Raw genomic sequence first — 15,178 nt, 5'->3', positions numbered from 1 at the left:
GATAGGACCGGGCCGGCGTGGCTTAGCTGAGCCGCGCCGGCCGATTGCTTTTCAAACTCTCATATCTCTGACGACGGACCTACCGACATCCGTTCGATGATCGTCGTCGGCAGCACGATCCTTTCGGGCGGCCGGTCGTCGCCTTTCAGGCGGCGTATTAACAGCTCCGCCACCAATTTTCCCAGCGCATAGACAGGCTGGTCGATGACGGTGATCGGCGGCGTGGTGACGCTCGTCCAGTCGGCATCGTGGAAGGTGATCAGCGATATGTCGCGCGGGATGCTGAAGCCGCATTCGCGGATCGCCTTGAACAGGTCGAGCGCCACGACGCTGTCGGAGGCGAGGATCGCCGTCGGCCGCTCCTGGCTTTTGAGCAGGCGCTGCACCATGGCGTGCGCGCTCTCCGATCGCCCGCTGCCGAAATGGATGTTGCGCTCCGCGCCTTCTATGCCCGCTTCGCGGCAGGCCTCGATGAAGCCGAGTATGCGCTCGCGCACCGTCGAGGTGTTGATCCTGGACGCCGCGCCGCGAAAGTCTCCCGACAACACCGCCGCGGTGACATAAGCGATCCTTCGGTGCCCTTCCCGGGTCAGGATGCGCGTGGCCTGCAGCGCGGCATTGCGGTCGTCGACCGTGACGGTGTCGACGGCAAGCCCCGGCAAAGCGCGGTCGAGCAGCGCCAGCGGACAGGCGATCTCCTTGAGATGCGCGATCTCGCCGGCCTGGGCCGGCGTCACGATCAGCCCGTCGACCTGCTTGGCCAGGAGGACGCGGATCGCGTTCTTCTCGGCTTCGACGTCTTCGCCCGAATTGGCGAGGATGACGTTGATGCCGGACAAGCGCGCAACGTCGCTGATGCCGCGAACGGCCAGCGAGAAGAACGGGTTCTCGATGTCGCCGACAACCACGCCGATGCTTCCTGAGCGCCCGGTCGTCATGCTGCGCGCCAGTTCGTTCGGCCGGTAGTCGAGCGCCCTGGCGGCTTCCAGCACGGCGACGCGCACCGTCTCGCTCACCGTGCCGTAGCCGCCCAGCACGCGCGCCGCCGTCGCCTTCGAAACCCCTGCTTCGCGGGCGACGTCGCTGACGGTGACGGAGGGAGCCTTGGGTGGGCGCTTCATTCCTTGGGCAGTCGCTCTCAAACGCGTTGACGAATGGTCGTCGCTGTGCCTACAAATGTCAAGAGACCGGTCTCATTCGCATTTGAGACCGGTCTCATAAGAAAAAGAGCGCCGGGAGGCGCCGCATCGGAAGCCGTGTCGAATTGACCGCCGGGCCGTTTTCAGAGCCCGGCTTGAACCGATCTTCAGAGTGGAGAACAACCAAATGAGCATAAGAGGTCTTTTCACAGCGAGCCGGCGGCAGCGCATCGGCTCGGTGTTCTTCGCCATCGCGCTGGCGGCGCTTTCGCTGCCCAAGGCCTGGGCGGCGGACAATCCCTACAATCTCATCGACCCCAAGACGATCAGCGTCGGCACGATGGGCGACGCCAAGCCCTATGCCTTCACCACCGCCGACGGCAAGTTCACCGGCTTCGACCTCGAATTCTTCCTCAACGTGGTCGGCCGCATGGGCTTCAAGCCGGAACAGGTGACCTTCACCGGCCAGGAATTCTCGGCGCTGATGCCTTCGGTCGCCAACCAGCGCTTCGATGTCGCGGTCGCGGCGATCGGCACGACGGAGAAGCGCAAGCAGACGGTCGATTTCTCCGACGGCTATCTCGCCGGATATCTGTCGGTGCTGACGTCAGATCCCAAGATCACCAGCGCCGACGGCCTCGCCGGCAAGCGCCTCGGCGTCGTGCAGGGCACGCTGCAGGAGATCTACGCCGCCAAGAATTTCACCAACACCGACCTGGTGAAGTTCCCCGACAACAACTCGGCCATCGCCGCGCTCAACAACGGTACGATCGACGGCCACTTCCTCGACTATGAGGCGGCCAAACAATATGGCGAGCGCTATCCGGCGCTCAAGATCGCCGTCAACATCCCGTCCTTCGACGCGCCGGCCGGTTTCGTCATCCGGAAGGGCAACGACGCTTTCCGCGAGGCTTTGAACAAGGGCATCCATGAAGCCATGCAGGACGGCACCTGGCGCGACCTCTACCAGAAATGGTTCCCCGGATCGCCGATGCCGGAGCAATATCTCCCCAAGAAGAACTGACCTGTAAATTTGCCGCCGGCGCGAATGCCGGCGGCCTTTCAGGCAGGTGGTGAGCGATCGCGCGACGGAGAATTCCGTCGCCGAGCAGGGCAGGTTGGCGGATGGACTGGTTAGCAAACCTTCAGCGCAGCTTTTTCGACTGGGACGCGATGGCCGAAGTACTGCCGTCGCTGCTCATGGTCGGCTTGAAGAACACGCTGATCCTAGCCGCGGCCTCGACCGTGCTTGGCATCTTCATCGGCATGGTGCTTGCCGTGATGGGCATTTCGCGCTCCGCCTGGCTGCGCATTCCGGCGCGCGTCTACACCGACATTTTTCGCGGGCTCCCAGCGATCCTCACCATCCTCCTGATCGGCCAGGGCTTTGCCCGTATCGGTCGCGAGATTTTTGGGCCCTCCCCCTACCCGCTCGGCATCCTCGCGCTCAGCCTGATCGCCGGCGCCTATATCGGCGAGATCTTTCGCTCGGGTATCCAAAGCGTCGAAAGCGGCCAGATGGAAGCTTGCCGCGCGCTCTCGATGAGCTATGGCCAGGGCATGCGGCTGATCGTCATTCCGCAAGGCGTGCGCCGTGTGCTGCCGGCCCTGGTCAACCAGTTCATCGGCAACGTCAAGGATTCCAGCCTCGTCTACTTCCTCGGCCTGCTCGCTTCCGAACGCGAGATTTTCCGCATCGGCCAGGACCAGGCCGTGGTCACCGGAAACCTGTCGCCGCTGCTCCTGGCCGGCATGTTCTATCTCATCATCACCGTGCCGCTCACCCATGTGGTCAACACCATCGACAACCGCCTGCGGCTCGGCAAGCAAAAGCCGGGCGGCGTGGTCAGCGGGCTGGTCGAGGTCGGCGAATTGAAGGACACGGCGTCGTCCGGCGCGGCGCGGCCGGCGATCAAGGCCGGCAGCCTCGAAGTGCGCGATCTCGACATGGCTTATGGCGAATTGCAGGTGCTGAAGCAGATCAAGCTGAAGGTCGAGCCGGGCACGGTCACCTGCGTCATCGGGCCGTCGGGTTCGGGGAAATCGACGCTGCTGCGCTGCCTCAACCGGCTGGTCGAGCCGAAGGCCGGCGACGTGTTGCTCGACGGCCAAAGCATCCTGGCGATGAAGCCGGAGACGCTGCGCCGGCGCGTCGGCATGGTCTTCCAGCATTTCAACCTATTCCCGAACCATACCGCGATCGAGAACGTCATGCTGGCGCTGACCGAGATCAAAGGCATGCCGCGGAGCCAAGCGAAGCGCCTTGCCGAAGCGCGCCTGACGGAAGTGGGACTCGCCGCCCGCGCCGACTACCGGCCGAGCCGCCTCTCCGGCGGCCAGCAACAGCGCGTGGCCATCGCCCGTGCGCTGGCGATGGACCCTGAAGTCATCCTCTTCGACGAGGTGACCAGCGCGCTCGACCCCGAACTGGTCAAGGGCGTGCTCAACCTGATGGCCGATCTCGGCCGTCGCGGCATGACGATGATCGTCGTCACCCATGAGATGGGGTTTGCCCGCAAGGTGGCCGACCAGGTCGCCTTCATGGACGAAGGCCGCATCGTCGAGGTCGGCCCGCCGGCGGAGATCTTCGACCGGCCGAAGAGCCCGAGACTCCGGCAATTCCTCGCCGAGGTGCTGTGAGCGATGCCGCCGCGCCCTCTCCCAAGCCAAAGCCCGATCATCGAAAGCAGCAGCCATGACCGATAAATCCGCCCTCAAGGTCGCCGTCATCGGTGCCGGTATCTTCGGCGTCTCGACCGCCGTTCACCTCGCCCGGCTCGGCGCGCAGGTGACGATCGTCACCGATGGGCCGGTCGCCAATGGCGCGTCGTCGCGTTCGCTCGCCTGGCTCAACTCGGCGCGCAAACGCTCCGCCGCCTACCACGCGCTGCGCATGGCCGGCCTGGACCGCTACAGGAAGCTCGCCGCAGTGCAGGATTGCCGCGCCTGGCTGCGGCTCGACGGTGGGCTCACCTGGGACGCCGACAATGCCGCCAACCAGATCGCGGAGATTTATCGTCACGAACAGGCGATCGGCTACGAGACGCGCCTGCTTGCGCCCGGCAACATCGCCGCCGTTACGCCGGGTGTCGACGCGAAGGCCGTTTCTCGCCAAGGCGCCATCTTCAATGCCGGCGAAGGCTGGGTCGACCTGCCGTCGCTGATCGGGCTGTTGCTGCGCGAGTTCGGCGAACGCGGCGGGCGTATCCTCACCGACAGTGGTGCAGCCGATGTCATTCTTGCCAGTGGCCGCGCGACCGGCGTTAGGACGGCTTCGGGTCAGGTGGTCGACGCGGATGCAGTGGTGGTCGCGACAGGTCCGGCGGTGCCGGCTATGGCGGCGAAAGCAGGCAGCCGCGTCGGCGACGGCACGACGCGCGCGCTGCTTCTGTTCAGCAAGCCGGTACGCCACCCGCTGCGCGCCGTGCTCAACACGCCGCGCGTCGCCATCCGGCCGACGCCGAACGGCGGTTTCGCGCTGGATTCGGCCTGGTCCGAGGAAGAGGTTGTCGTGCGCGAAGACGGTAGCTATGAGGTCAAGCCGTCGACGATCACAGGCCTGCTGGAGGAAGCCTCCAAAGTGCTGGAGGGCAACCCGACGCTTACCCTGGAAAGCCATCATATGGGGCCCAAGCCGATACCAGCCGACGGCGAACCGGTATTCGGCCAGTTGACCGGCATTCCGGGCTACCACGTCGTCTTCAGCCACAGCGGCGCGACGCTGGGTCTGATCACGGGAGAAGTGCTGGCCGGCGAGATCGTCAGCGGCGCGGCCAGCCCGTTGCTTGAGCCGTTTCGTCCCGCGCGGTTCGACTGAGAGGGATGCTGCAGACAACCTTGACACGATAATTGCTCATCTGTCTGTAATCTGATGCGCTCATGCCGACAGGGAGTGTTCTGATGCGTGCCCGTTGGGCGTTCTTTCTTGCACCCATTATCCCGGCGGCTGTGGCCGGCTACAATCTCCACATGCACCGCTCTCACATCACGCTGCTGGCGGGCTTCATGTTTATGTGCCTGGTATTCTATTTTCTGGAGGCAGTAATCGGGATTCCCGCTTTCTACGCTCTAAGGCGGAAGCGCTGGCGGCATTTTTGGATATATGCTGTCGTTGGCTTCCTTGCGGTTTTCGCGCCATTGTTCGCATTATGCCTGGTTCGGTGGCAGGCATCGTACGAAATCGGCCCAGTTTTATATACATGCGCCTTGGTAGGGATTTTCGGGGGCGCTATAGGTCTGATTTTCTGGCTTTTGGTTCGCCCGGATAAAGATCCTATAGAGCAGATTGCATCTCACTTTACATAAACTGCCTGCTTCTCGGTTAAGGCTTGCGCGAGAACCATGGACCACTTCGACCTCGGCACCTATCGCCGTCCCATCTCCACGGCCTCGACCGAAACGCAGCGCTGGTTCGATATCGGGCTGAACTGGTGCTACGGCTTCAACCACGAGGAAGGCATCAAATGCTTCGAGAGGGCGCTGGAGAGCGATCCCGGCTGCGCCTTCGTGCATTGGGGCATCGCCTATGCGGCCGGGCCTTTTTACAATTTGACCTGGAAGGAGCATGGCAAGGCGGAGGCCGACCAGGCCGCCAAGCGCTGTTTCGAGCACGTGCAGCTGGCGCGGGCCAATGCGGCGAACGCCAGCCTCGTCGAGCAGATGCTGATCGAGGCTCTGGCCGAGCGTTTCCAGGAACCGCATGGGGTCAGCCCGGCCACGTTCGAACAATGGGACGACGCTTATGCCGCAGCGATGCGCGAGGTCTATCGCGACTTCCCCGACGACCATGATGTGATGGTGCTGACCGTCGAGGCGCTGATGATGCGCACGGTCAGGCGGCTGTGGAACCTCAAGACCGGCGCGCCGGCGCCGAATTCGGATGTGCTCGAAGCGCTGGAGATCTGCGAGCGTTCGATCCGGATGTCGGACGAGGTCGGCACGACGCCGCATCCGGCGGCGCTGCATCTCCACATCCATCTCCTCGAAATGTCGACGCAGCCGGAGCGCGGCATGCGCTCGGCCGAACGGCTGGGCACGATGTGCCCGGATGCCGGCCACATGAACCACATGCCGGGACACATCCATGTGCTGTGCGGCCAATATGAGAAGGCGAAGCTCGCCAGCGAGAAAGCTGTGCGCGCCAACGACCTCTATCTCGCCTATGCCGGCGAGCCGACCTATTACCTGCTTGGCTGCTGCCACGACCTGCATCTGATGATGTTTACCTGCATGTTCCTTGGCCAGTACCGCCCTGCGCTTTGGGCGGCCGACAAGGTGCGCAGCCTGGTGACACGCGATGTGGTCGCCATCCCCGAGCGGCCGAAGCTCACCCAGACGGTCGAGGGCTATCACGCGATGCGCTCGCATGTGCAGGTGCGTTTCGGGCGCTGGCGCGAGATCATCGACGAGCCGATGATTGCCGAGCCCGAACTCTATGTTTTGACCACCGCCATGCAGCACTACGCCAAGGGCGTGGCGCATGCGACGCTACGCGACTTTGCCGCCGCGGAGAGCGAGCGCGAGAGGTTTAGCCGGCAAATCGAAAGCATTTCGCCGGAGCGCCGCTTCCTCAGCAACCCGACAAAAGCCTCGCTCGCGGTCGGCGCGGCGCTGCTCGACGGCGAGCTCGCCTACCACCAGGGCCGGTACGACGAGGCCTATGATCGTCTGCGGCGCGCGGTCGCGCTCGACGACAACCTCTCCTACACCGAACCGTGGGCCTGGATGCATCCGCCGCGCCATGCGCTGGCCGCGCTTCTGCTCGACCAGGGTCATGCGACGGAGGCCGAGCAAGTCTATCGCGACGATCTGGGCCTCAGCGGCGCGGTGCAGCGCTGCGCCCAGCACCCGGACAATGTCTGGGCGCTGCATGGATTTGTCGAATGCCTGAATCGGCGCGGCGAGACCGACGAACTGCCCGGATTACAGGGCAAGCTCGCCCCAGCATTGGCCAGAGCGGACGTACCGATCACCTCATCGTGCCTTTGCCGGACGCGCGTCGAGGCAAAGCATAGCTGTTGTCGCTGAGCAGCCTGGCGCGAGCGAAGCTGGCACCTAAGAGAAGATCTCCGCCAGTTCTTCGACGCCGGTGCCTTCCTTGACCTGGCGCAGCTCGACATAGGTGACCGCGATCGCCACCGAAATCACCGCCGAGAAGATCGTCGACAGCAGGCTGCTTCCGACGGCCCCTGCGATGATGCCGGTGGCGGTGAGGCCACCGCTGCTGACAACGGCGAGTTGAAACAGCAAGGTGAAACCCATCTGAAGCACCATCGCCGCGATACCGATGATCAGAAACAGCCCAAATACCCGCCAGCGGCTGCCCTTCGTCAGCGCTCTACTGCGCGAAATCGAGGCGAAGACGCCAGGCCTTTCCTGAACCAGGACGGGTACCGCGACCGATATGCTGATCAGCCACATGGCCATGGGGATAAGCGCAAGGATCGCGATAAGCCCGCCGATGACGGGGATGACCATGGCCATCACGCCCAACACCATCGCCGCCAGAACCAACGCCAGGATGATCACAAGGCCAATTCCCAGCGTGGGGAAGAAGCTGCTCAGGGCTATCTGGATGCAATCGCCGACCGAGGGGCGCTTGCCGTTCAAATCCTCGATTGTCGCCCGCACCAGCGCTGCTTGCGCGAGGAAGGCCAACATCATAAGCACCAGGCCGGCGATCAACGAAATGGCGCCAAAACCTGCCATGGCCGATTGGTCTAAGCCGGTAGCGCCCCCGCCACCCGACATCCTGGCAACCTGTGTGAGGCTCCAGATATTATAGAGCAACGCCGGCAGCGTCGAAAAAAGCCCCACGATGACGACAAGAGGTCCGAAACTGCGACCTATGACGGAAAACGTGTTGCTGAAGGCCCGCCCGATGCTGAATCTCTCGAATCTGTCACTTGCCACCGACACCATGCTATTTCCCCCTGCTGATAAAATATTCAAAGAATAACTCTGCGAGATGAATGTCCGCGACACGAGATAACGGCCGGCGTATCTCGTGGACGCAAGTTCGGGTCGCGAATCGCGGCAACATCCCCCGTGCCGGGCCAGACCAGTGTGGCCATGCCTCGCCCTGCCCGGCCGGACGAAGCTCTAATCTCGGCTCTTACGAAAAGATCTCCGCCAGTTCCTCGACGCTGGCGCCTTCCTTGGCCTGGCGCAGCTCGACATAGCTGACCGCCGTGGCGACCGACAGCACCATCGACACCACGGTCTGCACCAGCGCGGATCCGACTTCGGCGAGGATCCCGCCGAACAGAACCAGGACCAGCAACATCCCCCACTGGATGATCATGGCGATGACGATCAGGATGATGAACAGGCCGAACAACGGCCAGCGGCTGCCCTTGGTAAGCGCCCGGCTGCGCGACATCGAGCCGAACACGCCGAGCCGCTCCTGGATCAGAACCGGCACCGACATCGACCAGCCCAGCCACAGGATGATGCCGGGCACGATCAGGAGGATGAGGCCAAGGCCGGCACCCAGGCCGACCAGCAGGCCAACCGCGAGCGTCGGCAGCAGGAAGCGGATCGCGATCTGTATGCAGTCGCCGAAGGACGGCCGCTTGCCGTTCAAATCCTCGATCGTCGCCCGCATGAGTGCGGCCTGTAGCAGCAGCGCGAAAACGAATGCGATCAAGCCGCCGATGACGCTGACGGCGGTGTTGCCAAACATCGCGCCGGGATCCGGCATGGCGGCCGGATCGTGGTGCAGCATCGCATCGATCTGCGGTTGCTGCCAAAGCCTTATGAGAAAGGCCGGCAGCCCGGAGAAGAGCGCCGCAAGCCCAACGCAAAGCCCGATGTTGCGTCCGATCACGCCGAACGTGTTGTTGAACACCCTGCCGATCTCGAAGCGGCCGGGCTGTCCCAGTGTCGCAGTCGTCATCAATTCCCCCTTTAGTCACCACCGCATCCAACCGGTGACTTCAAAGTAAATTTGCCAAGATTGAACGCCCGCGTCCAGTGCACTTGCAATTGTCATGGCGTATTGCCAGTGTCTGCGCCGAACCGCAGGTTGCAAGGGGAACGAGCGGGTGGCAGCCGTGCAGGCAGCGACACAAGAGGCCGAACGGCTGGGGCAGTTGCACAAGCAGCTGCTGGCGGACGATTCGATTCAGTTCGCTCTGCCGAGCTATGTGCGGCCGGAGCCGCCGGAATGGATGAAGCCCATTCTGGAAGCCCTCGGCAAGCTCGGTCCCTATATGATCTATCTGTTCTGGGGCGCGGTGATCATCGGTGTCGCGATCATCGTCTCCCTACTCGTCCTGGAAGCGAACGGCATCGCCTGGCGGCTGCCATGGCGGCGCAAGCGCAACGAGGCCGAGGAAACGAAGGAGGAGTGGCGTCCCGATGCGGGCACCGCGCAGATCCTGCTGTCGGAGGCCGATGCGCTGGCAGCGCGCGGCGAGTATGACGAGGCGGTGCATCTCATCTTGCGCCGCAGCGTCGCCGACATCGCCACCCGCCTGCCGGATTTCCTGCGGCCGTCGCTGACGTCGCGCGACATCGCCGCCGCCGGCTCGATCCCAACCCGGCCGCGTGCCGCCTTCAGCGAGATCGCGCGCATCGTCGAGGCGGCGCTGTTTGCCCGCCGCCCGGTCGGCGCCGAGGGCTGGCAGCAGGCGCGCGGCGCTTATGAGCGCTTTGCCTTTCGGGATGCCTGGGCATGAGCGCGGCGGCGACGGACACAGCGCAGGAGCCGTTCAGCCGCAAGACGCTGTTCTGGGGCATTTTCGCCAGCCTGCTGGCGGCGGCGGGCTTCTTCCTGCTCTCCACCTATGCGCCCGATTTCCGCCAGCCCGAAGGCGGCGCCACGCCGCTTTCGAAAGGCGGCACCGGCTATGCCGGGCTGGTCGAATGGCTGAAGCTCGCCAACGGGCAGGCGCCGCCGCTGGAGCGCGCGAAGGACCTCGGGTCCCGCTCGGCGGCGAATGCCCTTTTGATCGTCACCATCGCGCCGGGCAGCGATCCGGGCGCGCTCGATACCCTCATCAAGCTGCGCTCGGGCAAGGACACACTATTCGTGCTGCCGAAATGGCAGACCTTTCCCTTGTTCGGTCATGAAGGCTGGGAGGAAAAGGTCGAGCGGCTGCCCAACGCGACCGTCAACGACTGGCTCGGGCGCATCGCCAAGGCGAAACTCGGCGAAGCAAAGAATACACTCTCGCAGATCAACATCGGCGGCCGCATGGTGGCGGCGCCCGATGAGCTGCAATGGGTGGCGGACGAGCACCCGCTGATCGCGGCGGGCGATGGCCGCGCCATCCTCACCGAACTCGACAACGAGCCTTTCTATATCCTGACCGATCCCGATTTCATCAACAACTGGGCGCTGGGCGACCCGCAAAAGGCAGCCGCGGCGCTCAACATCATCGCCATGCTGGAGCCGCGTCGCGGCGGGGTGATGTTCGACCTCAGCCTGCATGGCATCGGCGGCAATTACGACCTTGCCAAGCTTTTGATCGAACCGCCCTTCCTGGCGCTGACGCTGTCGGTTCTGATCGCCGCGGCACTGGCCTTCCTGCATGGGCTCGGCCGCTTCGGGCCGGCGCGCGCGGAGGGACGCGCCATCGCCTTCGGCAAGCGCGCGCTGGTCGACACGACGGCGATGCTTCTTAAGCGCGCCGGGCGGCTCGATGGCCTCGGCGACCGCTACGCGGCGCTGATGCGCCAGCGCGCAGCAACCCTTCTCGGTGCGCCCCAGGGCCTGCATGGCGAGGCGCTTGACCGTTGGCTCGACACCCGCGACAGAAACGAGACGCATGGCTTCAGCCAGCGCTTCAAGACCGCGAATGATTCCAGAGATTTGGCCGCAATGCATGAAGCAGCCGAACAGCTGCATGACTGGACGGCAAGGAGGCTTGGTGAACGTCGATGAAGTAAAGGGCCTGGCGAATGCGATCAGGGAAGAAGTGGCGAAAGCGATCACCGGCCAGAGCGACACGGTCGACCTGATGCTGACGGCGCTGTTCGCCGGCGGGCACATCCTGCTCGAAGGCCCGCCCGGCACCGCCAAGACGATGACGGCGCGTTGCTTCGCCCAGGCGCTGGGCATCGCCTATGGCCGCATCCAGTTCACGCCCGACCTGATGCCCGGCGACATCGTCGGCGCCAACATCTACAATTTCCAGACCGGGCAGTTCACACTGACGCGCGGCCCGATCTTCTGCGACCTCTTGCTCGCCGACGAGATCAACCGCACGCCGCCGAAGACGCAGGCGGCGCTGCTCGAAGCCATGCAGGAGCATGCCGTCACCTTCGACGGCACCACCCATTCGCTCGGCCAGAACTTCATGGTGGTGGCGACGCAGAACCCGATCGAGCACCAGGGCGTCTATCCGCTGCCGGAGGCGCAACTCGACCGCTTCCTGTTCAAGCACCGGGTCAGCTATCCGAACGCGCAGGAGGAACGCGCCATCATCGTCAATCACGGCGGCGGCTCGGCCTCGCACGATATCGGGCAATACGGCATCAAGGCGCAGATCGACCGCGAGACGCTGCAGGCGGCGCTGGCCACGGTCGGCGAGGTCACGCTGGTCGACGACGTCGTCGGCTATATTGCGGCTCTGGTGCGCGGCACACGCGAAAACCCGGACCTCGAGGTCGGCGCCAGCCCGCGCGCGGGCGCCATGCTGGCGCGCGCCGCGCGCGCCCGCGCCGCGCTCGACGGCCGCAACTACGTCATTCCCGACGACGTCAAGGCTTTGGCCGTGCCGGCGCTGCGCCACCGCGTCATCCTTTCGCCGGCGGCGCAGATCGACGGACGGCTGGTCGAGCAGATCGTCTCCGCCCTCGTCGACCAGACGGAAGCGCCGCGTTGATCTATCCGAGCGGACGAGCGGTGTGGGCAGCGGCGGCGGGGGCGATCCCCGCCTTCCTGATCGCGCTCGCGCTGCCCTCCGTCTGGTATCTCGGCCTGGCCTGGATCTGCATCCTTCTGGCCTTCCTGGCGGTCGATGCCGCGGCCGGTCGCGGCCGCGCCTCGCTCAGCCCGACATTGACGGCGCCGCCGCAGGTCGGCGTCGGCGGGCGTTTCACCCTCCATATCGCGGCCGGTCTCGGCGCGCGGCTGCGGCATCTGCAGGCACGCATCGGGCATGACCAGCGGCTGGCGCCGGTCAAGGGCACGGGCGGCGCTCTGCCAACGAATGGCGGCACGCTCGACCTCGAATTCGACGCCGTGCGCCGCGGCATCGCAAGCTTCGACCGGCTGTGGCTGCGCTGGCAGGGACCGTTCGGGCTGGTCTGGAACCAGGTCGTACTGCCGGTCGACCGCAAGGTGGCGGTGCTGCCCGACGTCAGCAGCGCCCGCGACGAGGCGATCACGCTGTTGCAGCGCTCGGCGCTTGCCGACGGCCACGCGCAGAAGCGCGCCGGCCAAGGCCGCGAATTCGAGGCGCTGAAGGACTACCAGCCCGGCATGGGCCGGCGCATGATTGACTGGAAGCGCAGCGCCCGCCACGGCAAGCTTCTGGCGCGCGAGTTCCGCATCGAGGAAAACAACAACATCGTGCTCGCCATCGACAGCGGCCGCCTGATGTGCGAGCCGGTCGACGGCGTGCCGAAGGTCGACCGCGCGGTGACGGCCTCACTTTTGTCGGCCTTCATCGCGCTCAAAGGCGGCGATCTCGTCAGCCTGTTCTCCTTCGACGCCAGGCCGCGCGTCTCGAGCGGCGCGGTGCGCGGCTCGCCGAGCTTCACCATGATCCAGAAGCGCGCCGCCGAGATCGACTACTCCACCGAGGAAACCAATTTCACCCTGGCGCTGACCACGCTCTCGGCCAAGCTCGACCGCCGTTCGCTGGTCATCGTCTTCACCGATTTCGTCGATCCGATAAGCGCCGAACTGATGCTACGCACCGTCGGCCGGCTGACCGAGCGGCATCTGGTGCTGTTCATGCTGATGCGCGATGTCGAGCTGGACACGCTGGCCGACATGGCGCCGCAGACGCCGGAGGACGTCGCCCGCTCCGTCACCGCCGGCGACCTGCTGAAGCAGCGGCAGGTGGTCATCGGCCGTCTGCGCCTGCTCGGCGCGCATGTCATCGAGGCCGATCATACCAGGCTCGGCCCGGCGCTGGTCGAGCGCTATATCCAGCTCAAGGAGGAAAACCTCTTATGACGCTGCCCGCCGGCACCGACGCGGTCCGCCAGTCGCTGCAGAGCTTTCGCCAGGAGCGCGAGGCCGACTGGAAGGCCTTCGAGACCCTCTTGGCGCGCGTCGAAAAACGCGCGCCGCGCGCGCTTACGGAAGACGAGCTTCTGTCGTTGCCGCTGCTCTACCGTTCGGCGCTGTCGTCGCTCTCTGTGGCACGCGCGACCTCGCTCGACAGCGCGCTGATCGCCTATCTCGAAGCGCTCTGCCTGCGCGGCTACTTCTACCTCTACGGCGCGCGCCGCACCATGCGCGCCCGCCTCGGCGACTTCTTCCTGCGCGACTGGCCAGCCGCGGTCCGCGACTTGTGGCGCGAGGTGTGGACCTCGGTCACGCTCACCGTCGTCGGCGCCATCGCCGGCTACTGGCTGGTCGCTTCCGACAAGCGCTGGTACGACGCCATCATCGCGCCGAGCCTTGCCGGCGGCCGCAATCCGGACTCTTCGGCCGAGACGCTGCGCGGCGTGCTCTATGGCGGCGGCGACCATTTCCTGTCGGGCTTCGCCGCCTATCTCTTCACCCACAACACGCAGGTGTCGATCCTGGCCTTCGCGCTGGGTTTCGCCTTTGCGGTGCCAAGCGTGCTGATCATCCTGATGAATGGCTGCATGCTCGGCGCCATCTTCCAGATCTATGCCGCCAAGGGGCTCGGCTTTGAGCTCGGCGGCTGGCTGTCGATCCACGGCACGACGGAACTGTTCGCGATCGCCATCGCGGGTGCGGCCGGCATGCGCATCGGCACCAGCATCGCCTTCCCGGGCGAGCTAAGCCGCATGCAGGCGGCCGCCCAGGCCGGGCGCGCCGCCGCGACCGTCATGGTCGGCGTCACGGTGATGCTCCTGTTTGCCGGCCTGCTCGAAGGCATCGGCCGCCAGACCATCACCAGCGACTTTGCCCGCTATGCGATCGGCGGCGGCATGCTGGCGTTCTGGATCTCCTATTTCTACCTGTTCCGGATGGTGCGGCATGGCGACCGCTAAAACCGCGAAGGTCAGGGATCCGGCGGCGCTGATCCGGCCGCTGATCACGCCGGAAGGTGTCGACCTGCGCGTCAAACTGGCGGATGCCGGCACGCGCGCTTCCGGCTTTCTGCTCGACGCGGTGATCATCATCGTCGCCGCGGTAGTGATCTCCCTCGTCGTCATCTTCGGCCTTTCCGGGCTAGGCTTCGACAGCGCGCAGCCGCTGTTCATCGTCTGGATCATCTTCATCTTCTTCCTGCGCAACATCTATTTCATCGCTTTCGAAGCGGGCCGGCGGGCGGCGACGCCCGGCAAGCGCATGGTTGGCATCCGGGTGGCATCGCGCAGCGGCGCGGGGCTGACCATCGACCAGGTCATCGCCCGCAATTTGATGCGCGAGATCGAGGTGTTCCTGCCGCTGTCGATCATCGCCGCGCGCGGCAGCGCCGGCGTCGCCGACACGCTATCGACCATTTTCGGCCTGGTCTGGGCACTGCTCTTCTCGCTGTTCCTGCTGTTCAACCGCGATCGCTTGAGGATCGGCGACTTGCTCGCCGGCACCTGGGTGGTCGAGGCGCCGAAAGTCGCGCTGGTCGAAGACCTTTCGCTGCGCAACGACCCGATCGCCGCCCGCTTCCAGTTCAGCGCAGCACAGCTCGACGCCTATGGCATCGCCGAATTGCAAAAACTGGAAGAGGTGCTGCGCCGCGACGACTATTTCGCGCTGAAAGCGGTGGCGGAAACGATCAGCCGCAAGATCAACGCCAGAGTCGAGCCGGTGGATTCAAGAGCCTTCCTCACCGCCTATTACGGCGAATTGCGCGCGCATCTGGAGCGCAAGCTGCTGCTGGGGAATAGGAAGGCGGATAAGTACGCGAGGTAGTGCCTCGCGGTAGCTAACGGAACTTGGC

At 64.9% G+C, this 15,178-nt stretch carries 14 protein-coding genes; 11 read left to right on the top strand and 3 right to left on the bottom strand.

What is annotated here, in order from left to right:
* Nucleotides 1-59 precede the first annotated feature (59 nt).
* The gene (locus FJ988_RS20040; RefSeq protein WP_140820087.1) at nt 60-1,121 is read right to left on the bottom strand and encodes a LacI family DNA-binding transcriptional regulator; all 1,062 of its coding nucleotides are present in this window, start codon (nt 1,119-1,121) and stop codon (nt 60-62) included.
* Between the two features lie 205 nt (nt 1,122-1,326).
* Here FJ988_RS20040 and FJ988_RS20035 point away from each other — a divergent pair, with 205 nt between their 5' ends.
* The 5 genes from FJ988_RS20035 (at nt 1,327) to FJ988_RS20015 (ending at nt 7,166) form a co-directional block, all read left to right on the top strand.
* Nucleotides 1,327-2,163 carry an ABC transporter substrate-binding protein gene (locus FJ988_RS20035; RefSeq protein ID WP_140820086.1) on the top strand — a complete coding sequence of 279 codons (837 nt, stop codon included), beginning with the start codon at nt 1,327-1,329 and terminating at the stop codon, nt 2,161-2,163.
* A 101-nt stretch (nt 2,164-2,264) separates the two neighbouring features.
* Nucleotides 2,265-3,779: an amino acid ABC transporter permease/ATP-binding protein gene (locus FJ988_RS31400; RefSeq protein WP_140820085.1), complete on the top strand. Its 1,515-nt coding sequence runs from the start codon at nt 2,265-2,267 to the stop codon at nt 3,777-3,779.
* 55 nt (nt 3,780-3,834) lie between these two features.
* Complete coding sequence (locus FJ988_RS20025) at nt 3,835-4,956, top strand: FAD-binding oxidoreductase (RefSeq protein WP_140820084.1); 1,122 nt, start codon at nt 3,835-3,837, stop codon at nt 4,954-4,956.
* A gap of 83 nt (nt 4,957-5,039) precedes the next feature.
* Nucleotides 5,040-5,444, top strand: a complete 405-nt coding sequence (locus FJ988_RS20020) for a hypothetical protein (protein WP_140820083.1) — start codon at nt 5,040-5,042, stop codon at nt 5,442-5,444.
* Between the two features lie 36 nt (nt 5,445-5,480).
* Nucleotides 5,481-7,166: a M48 family metallopeptidase gene (locus FJ988_RS20015; protein WP_140820082.1), complete on the top strand. Its 1,686-nt coding sequence runs from the start codon at nt 5,481-5,483 to the stop codon at nt 7,164-7,166.
* A 27-nt stretch (nt 7,167-7,193) separates the two neighbouring features.
* Here the strand turns inward: FJ988_RS20015 and FJ988_RS20010 are convergent, their stop codons facing one another.
* The gene (locus tag FJ988_RS20010) at nt 7,194-8,060 is read right to left on the bottom strand and encodes a hypothetical protein (RefSeq protein WP_140820081.1); all 867 of its coding nucleotides are present in this window, start codon (nt 8,058-8,060) and stop codon (nt 7,194-7,196) included.
* Between the two features lie 193 nt (nt 8,061-8,253).
* Complete coding sequence (locus FJ988_RS20005) at nt 8,254-9,036, bottom strand: hypothetical protein (RefSeq protein ID WP_140820080.1); 783 nt, start codon at nt 9,034-9,036, stop codon at nt 8,254-8,256.
* A gap of 148 nt (nt 9,037-9,184) precedes the next feature.
* On the opposite strand from FJ988_RS20005, the gene FJ988_RS20000 reads away from it, so the two are divergent.
* Genes FJ988_RS20000 through FJ988_RS19975 form a run of 6 tightly spaced genes read left to right on the top strand, consistent with a single transcriptional unit; the run spans nt 9,185 to nt 15,150 of the window.
* Nucleotides 9,185-9,820, top strand: a complete 636-nt coding sequence (locus tag FJ988_RS20000) for a DUF4129 domain-containing protein (RefSeq protein ID WP_246688614.1) — start codon at nt 9,185-9,187, stop codon at nt 9,818-9,820.
* Entirely contained in the window at nt 9,817-11,028 is a 1,212-nt protein-coding gene (locus FJ988_RS19995) for a DUF4350 domain-containing protein (RefSeq protein WP_140820078.1), read from the top strand. Before FJ988_RS20000 ends, FJ988_RS19995 begins: the two co-directional genes overlap by 4 nt.
* Nucleotides 11,015-11,971 carry a MoxR family ATPase gene (locus tag FJ988_RS19990; RefSeq protein ID WP_140820077.1) on the top strand — a complete coding sequence of 319 codons (957 nt, stop codon included), beginning with the start codon at nt 11,015-11,017 and terminating at the stop codon, nt 11,969-11,971. Before FJ988_RS19995 ends, FJ988_RS19990 begins: the two co-directional genes overlap by 14 nt.
* Complete coding sequence (locus FJ988_RS19985) at nt 11,968-13,272, top strand: DUF58 domain-containing protein (protein ID WP_140820076.1); 1,305 nt, start codon at nt 11,968-11,970, stop codon at nt 13,270-13,272. The genes FJ988_RS19990 and FJ988_RS19985 overlap by 4 nt, the downstream gene beginning before the upstream one ends.
* Nucleotides 13,269-14,285 carry a stage II sporulation protein M gene (locus FJ988_RS19980; RefSeq protein ID WP_140820075.1) on the top strand — a complete coding sequence of 339 codons (1,017 nt, stop codon included), beginning with the start codon at nt 13,269-13,271 and terminating at the stop codon, nt 14,283-14,285. Before FJ988_RS19985 ends, FJ988_RS19980 begins: the two co-directional genes overlap by 4 nt.
* Nucleotides 14,272-15,150: an RDD family protein gene (locus tag FJ988_RS19975; protein WP_140820074.1), complete on the top strand. Its 879-nt coding sequence runs from the start codon at nt 14,272-14,274 to the stop codon at nt 15,148-15,150. The genes FJ988_RS19980 and FJ988_RS19975 overlap by 14 nt, the downstream gene beginning before the upstream one ends.
* The last annotated feature ends 28 nt before the right edge of the window (nt 15,151-15,178 follow it).

Origin of the sequence: Mesorhizobium sp. CU3, from assembly GCF_006442965.1 — a bacterium.
Classification (GTDB): domain Bacteria; phylum Pseudomonadota; class Alphaproteobacteria; order Rhizobiales; family Rhizobiaceae; genus Mesorhizobium.
The sequence above is the reverse complement of the archived record's forward strand: the minus strand, read 5'-3'. Positions and strand labels throughout refer to the sequence as shown.

What these genes read in the sequence shown, in the direction of transcription:
- FJ988_RS20040 (WP_140820087.1), bottom strand. Translation starts at nt 1,121, where the DNA reads ATGAAGCGCCCACCCAAGGCTCCCTCCGTCACCGTCAGCGACGTCGCC.
- FJ988_RS20035 (WP_140820086.1), top strand. Translation starts at nt 1,327, where the DNA reads ATGAGCATAAGAGGTCTTTTCACAGCGAGCCGGCGGCAGCGCATCGGC.
- FJ988_RS31400 (WP_140820085.1), top strand. Translation starts at nt 2,265, where the DNA reads ATGGACTGGTTAGCAAACCTTCAGCGCAGCTTTTTCGACTGGGACGCG.
- FJ988_RS20025 (WP_140820084.1), top strand. Translation starts at nt 3,835, where the DNA reads ATGACCGATAAATCCGCCCTCAAGGTCGCCGTCATCGGTGCCGGTATC.
- FJ988_RS20020 (WP_140820083.1), top strand. Translation starts at nt 5,040, where the DNA reads ATGCGTGCCCGTTGGGCGTTCTTTCTTGCACCCATTATCCCGGCGGCT.
- FJ988_RS20015 (WP_140820082.1), top strand. Translation starts at nt 5,481, where the DNA reads ATGGACCACTTCGACCTCGGCACCTATCGCCGTCCCATCTCCACGGCC.
- FJ988_RS20010 (WP_140820081.1), bottom strand. Translation starts at nt 8,060, where the DNA reads ATGGTGTCGGTGGCAAGTGACAGATTCGAGAGATTCAGCATCGGGCGG.
- FJ988_RS20005 (WP_140820080.1), bottom strand. Translation starts at nt 9,036, where the DNA reads ATGACGACTGCGACACTGGGACAGCCCGGCCGCTTCGAGATCGGCAGG.
- FJ988_RS19995 (WP_140820078.1), top strand. Translation starts at nt 9,817, where the DNA reads ATGAGCGCGGCGGCGACGGACACAGCGCAGGAGCCGTTCAGCCGCAAG.
- FJ988_RS19980 (WP_140820075.1), top strand. Translation starts at nt 13,269, where the DNA reads ATGACGCTGCCCGCCGGCACCGACGCGGTCCGCCAGTCGCTGCAGAGC.
- FJ988_RS19975 (WP_140820074.1), top strand. Translation starts at nt 14,272, where the DNA reads ATGGCGACCGCTAAAACCGCGAAGGTCAGGGATCCGGCGGCGCTGATC.